Origin of the sequence: Microbacterium sp. B24 (assembly GCF_000333415.1) — a bacterium.
Taxonomy (GTDB): Bacteria; Actinomycetota; Actinomycetes; order Actinomycetales; family Microbacteriaceae; genus Microbacterium.
Genome location: NZ_BADB01000449.1, coordinates 1 through 3798, shown reverse-complemented (window position 1 = coordinate 3798; position 3798 = coordinate 1). Strand labels below are relative to the sequence as shown.

The following is a 3798-nucleotide window of genomic DNA, read 5'->3' as shown; positions in this document are numbered from 1 at the left end:
AGCTCGGTCCCGGGGATCCTCTAGAGTCTGTGGTGGCCGTAGAGCGTCTTCGCGATGTTCTCCGCGCCGCCGCGCGGACCCTCGTAGGGGTTGGTGCGGCTCGTGCCGAGGATGGTGCCCCCGACCTTCGAGAGGCCCTTGACCTCGTGCCGGGTCAGCGGGAAGAAGTCGCCGTCGACGACGCCACGCCAGCCGTCACGGATGCCGACGAACTCGATGTTGTAGTTCGTGGTGCCCTTGAGGACCACACCGCGGATGACCGCGTTCAGTCCGGGGCAGTCTCCGCCGCTGGTGAGGATACCGATCTTCATGTGGAGATCCTTTGGTGATTCGGGATGTGATTCGGCGACGCTGCCTCCTCGACACTATCGCCGTATCGACGGCGGATGCCACCGCATCCGCCGTCGATAATCCCGGCCCGCCTCAGGCGGCGCCGAGCGCCTGGCGCAGCAGGTGCATGAGCGCCGACAGCTGCACGGAATCGCTCGAGGTGGGGTCGAGCTGGGCGCCGTCCAGGGCGCGCTGGGCGAGCCCCTGCTTCGAGTCGATCAGCTCCGCGATCTTCGTGTCGATCGTGTGCGCGGCGATGATCCGCCATGCCGTGACGGGCTCGTCCTGACCGATGCGGTGCACCCGATCGATCGCCTGGGTCTGCTCGGCGGCGGTCCACGAGAGCTCGGCGAGAACGACGTTGGATGCCGCCTGCATGTTCAGTCCGACGCCGGCCGCCGTCAGCGAGCAGACGGCGATCGCCACACCGGGGTCGGTGTTGAAGGCGTCGATGGCCTGCTGGCGGGCGGTCGTCGTCTGATCACCGCGGATGGAGATCGTCCGCAGGCCGGATGCCGCGAAGTGCGCCTCCGCGGCATCCATCACGTCGATGTGCTTCGCGAAGAACACCACCTTGCCGACCGAGCGCTGCAGCTGCACCGCGTAGTCAGCGGCGAGGTGCGCCTTGGCCTGACCGATCTTGCGGACCATCGTGAAGACGTTGTCCGCGCCGGCGGCCGACGCCTTCGCCTCTTCGAGCTCACCGTGCGCGACGAGGCGGACGATGTCCTCGTCGACCTCGCCGATGAGCACCTTGTCGCCGCGCGCTTCGATGATGCGGCGGTACTTGGCCGCCAGGCGCGACCCGAGCTCACGCTCGGCTTCGCGGATCGAGCGTCCGAACTCGTCGTCGAGCTCCACCGGCAGGTCGGCGACGAGCTTGTCGGGAAGGTCGGCTGCGACGTCCTTCTTCTTGCGACGGACGATGCCCATCGAGATCACAGCGTCGCGCGCCTCGGGGTAGAAAGCCTTGTCCGCCGGTGTGAATCCGGTCGCGTCGAGCTTCTCCATGAGCTCGGGGCCCGGCTTCTCGCCGTTGGTCCAGCCGAGGAAGCGCCAGATCGCGTCGAAGTCCTCGACGTCGTTGATCAGCGGCGTTCCCGTGAGGGCGAGCATCAGCGGGTTGCGCACCTGCTCGCGGATGCGCCCGCCCAGGGCGAGCACGTTCTGGGAACGCTGCGAGCTGAGGTTCTTGATGAAGTGGGCCTCGTCGACGACCATGCCCTTCAGGCCGAGCGAGCCGAGCCAGGACAGGTGCCGATCGAGCACCTCGTAATTGACGATGAAGACGTCGGCGAACGCGTCGACGGTGTCGCCGTCGCCGTGGATGGACGGTCGCACGTCGCTGCGGCGTCCACCGCTCGACCTCACGCGCCCAGTTCATCTTGACGACATTGGGCACGACCGCCAGCAGCGGATACGCCTCGGCGACCGAGGCCGCGAGCACGGACTGGGCGTTCTTGCCAAGGCCCGGTTCGTCGGCCAGAAGGAACGACCCGTGACCGGCTCGCACCGCCTCCAGGAAGCGGGACTGGTGCGGCATGATCTCGAGCCCTTGGGAGAGATCCGATCGAACTCGGGGACGGGCGGAAGCTCCATTGAGGCAGTGGCGCCGCCGGCCCCCGTCTCGAACGCCTTGTACAGCGGTCCCATCAACTCCCAGCCGTCCAGCCGGCGGCGGGCCGTGGATGCCGGTGCGCGCAGCGCGACGTCGGGCGCCAGGAAGGGATTCGCCTCGCGGCGCGCCTCGATCTGCGGCGGCACGACCTGGCGCTCCGCCAGCGCGGCCGGAACCACCGGGGTCTGTCCCCAGCTCTGGGCGGCGGGCGCCGCATCGGTGATGATCAGCTCGTCATCGGGCAGCTCCGCGCCCGACTCGAGCAGCCAGTCGCGACGCATGCGCTTGGCGACCGGAGAGGTGGCCTGATCGACCTCGAGCAGCTGGATGAGCGAGGTGTCGCGCGCGGCGGTCTTGGCGAGGATGGTCGCGACGCCGTCGAGGCGCTTGAGCAGCTCGGCCCGCGCCGCTGCGGGGACGGCCTCGTCGGCCTTCACACGCGCGCGCTCCTCGCGAACGAGGAAGGCGATGACCTGGAACTTGACGCGGTTGGTCGGACCCAGCTTGCCCTTCTGGGCTTTCGCCTCGACCTCGCGCACTTTGCGGGCGAGGATCGGGATCAGCGGGGCGTCGTCGTCGCGACGGGCGGATGACCCGCGATGGGACGAGCCGCGTCGGCGGGACGCGGTGGCAGTGGATGCCGTGGTCGGCATGCTCCTCCTGAGCGTGAAGCGCCGGAAAACCGGCGGAGGTCCGGTCGGATGACCGGTCAGTCGTTCCGCAGCGGTCGCCGCGGGGTGGGGCGAGGTGCGGATCCTCCGGCTGCGGGTACTCGCTTCTGCGAGCTGCGGCGACGAACGGGGCGGACCTCGTCGTCAGTCTAGCGCGCCCTCCCCCACCGCCGCGAGCGGCGGCCGGGTCAGCGGCGCAGCCGCAGGCTGTTGAGCACGACGAAGACGCTCGAGAAGGCCATGGCCGCGCCGGCGATCATCGGGTTGAGCACACCGAACGCCGCCAGCGGCAGCGCGGCGACGTTGTAGGCGAAGGCCCAGAACAGGTTGCCGCGGATGATGCGCATCGTGCGTCTGCTGAGGCCGATCGCGGTGAGCACCGGCGACAAGCCGCTGCCGGTGACGGCGATGTCACTCGCATGCATCGCCGCATCCGTGCCGGATCCCATGGCGATGCCGAGGTCAGCGGTCGCCAGCGCGGCGGCGTCGTTCACACCGTCACCGACCATGGCGACCCGGTGTCCGCCGGCGCGCAACCGCTCGATCTCGGCGACCTTGCCTTCCGGGAGAACGCCCGAGACGACCTCGCGGATGCCGACGGCGTCGGCGACCGCGCGCGCGGCGCCCGCGTTGTCGCCGGTCAACAGCACGAGGTTCAGGCCCAGGGACTCCAGCGCCGCGACGGTGCGCGCGCTGTCGCTGCGAACGCTGTCGGCGACGACCACGACGCCGCGAACGCGGTCGTCCCAGCCTGCGACGATGGCGGTCGCGCCGCGCCGCTGAGCGGCGTCGACGGCGGCGTCGACCGCGCCGATGACGTCCGCGCCCGAGCCCGGCGCCTGAGCACGGGCGAAGGCCGGCCGACCAGCGAACACGCGGTGGCCGTCGACGATCCCGGTCACGCCGAGACCGGCGTGACCGGTGAACGCGCCGACCTCCTGCGGCGCGGTCGCGAGTGCCGCGACCGCACGCGCGATCGGATGCTCCGAGGCCTTCTCCAGCGATCCGACGAGTCGTCGCACCTCGTCGGCATCCGCTCCGCCGATGGGCGTGACGGCGTCGACCGTCATCGCGCCCTCGGTGACCGTGCCGGTCTTGTCGAGCACGACGGTGTCGATGCGGTCCGCCGCCTCGAGCGCTTCCGGTCCGGTGAGAGGACACCGAGCTGGCACCGCGACC

At 70.1% G+C, this 3798-nt stretch carries 1 protein-coding gene and 2 pseudogenes; all 3 read right to left on the bottom strand.

Annotated elements, in window-relative coordinates:
* Positions 1 to 32: 32 nt before the first annotated feature.
* Positions 33 to 311 (bottom strand): annotated as a pseudogene (locus tag I5I_RS13490) (6-phosphofructokinase); the annotation flags it as partial.
* Between the two features lie 112 nt (positions 312 to 423).
* Positions 424 to 2601 (bottom strand): annotated as a pseudogene (locus tag I5I_RS13485) (DEAD/DEAH box helicase).
* A gap of 206 nt (positions 2602 to 2807) precedes the next feature.
* The coding region (locus I5I_RS13480) for a heavy metal translocating P-type ATPase (RefSeq protein ID WP_036320784.1) at positions 2808 to 3798 on the bottom strand (991 nt) is incomplete at its 5' end.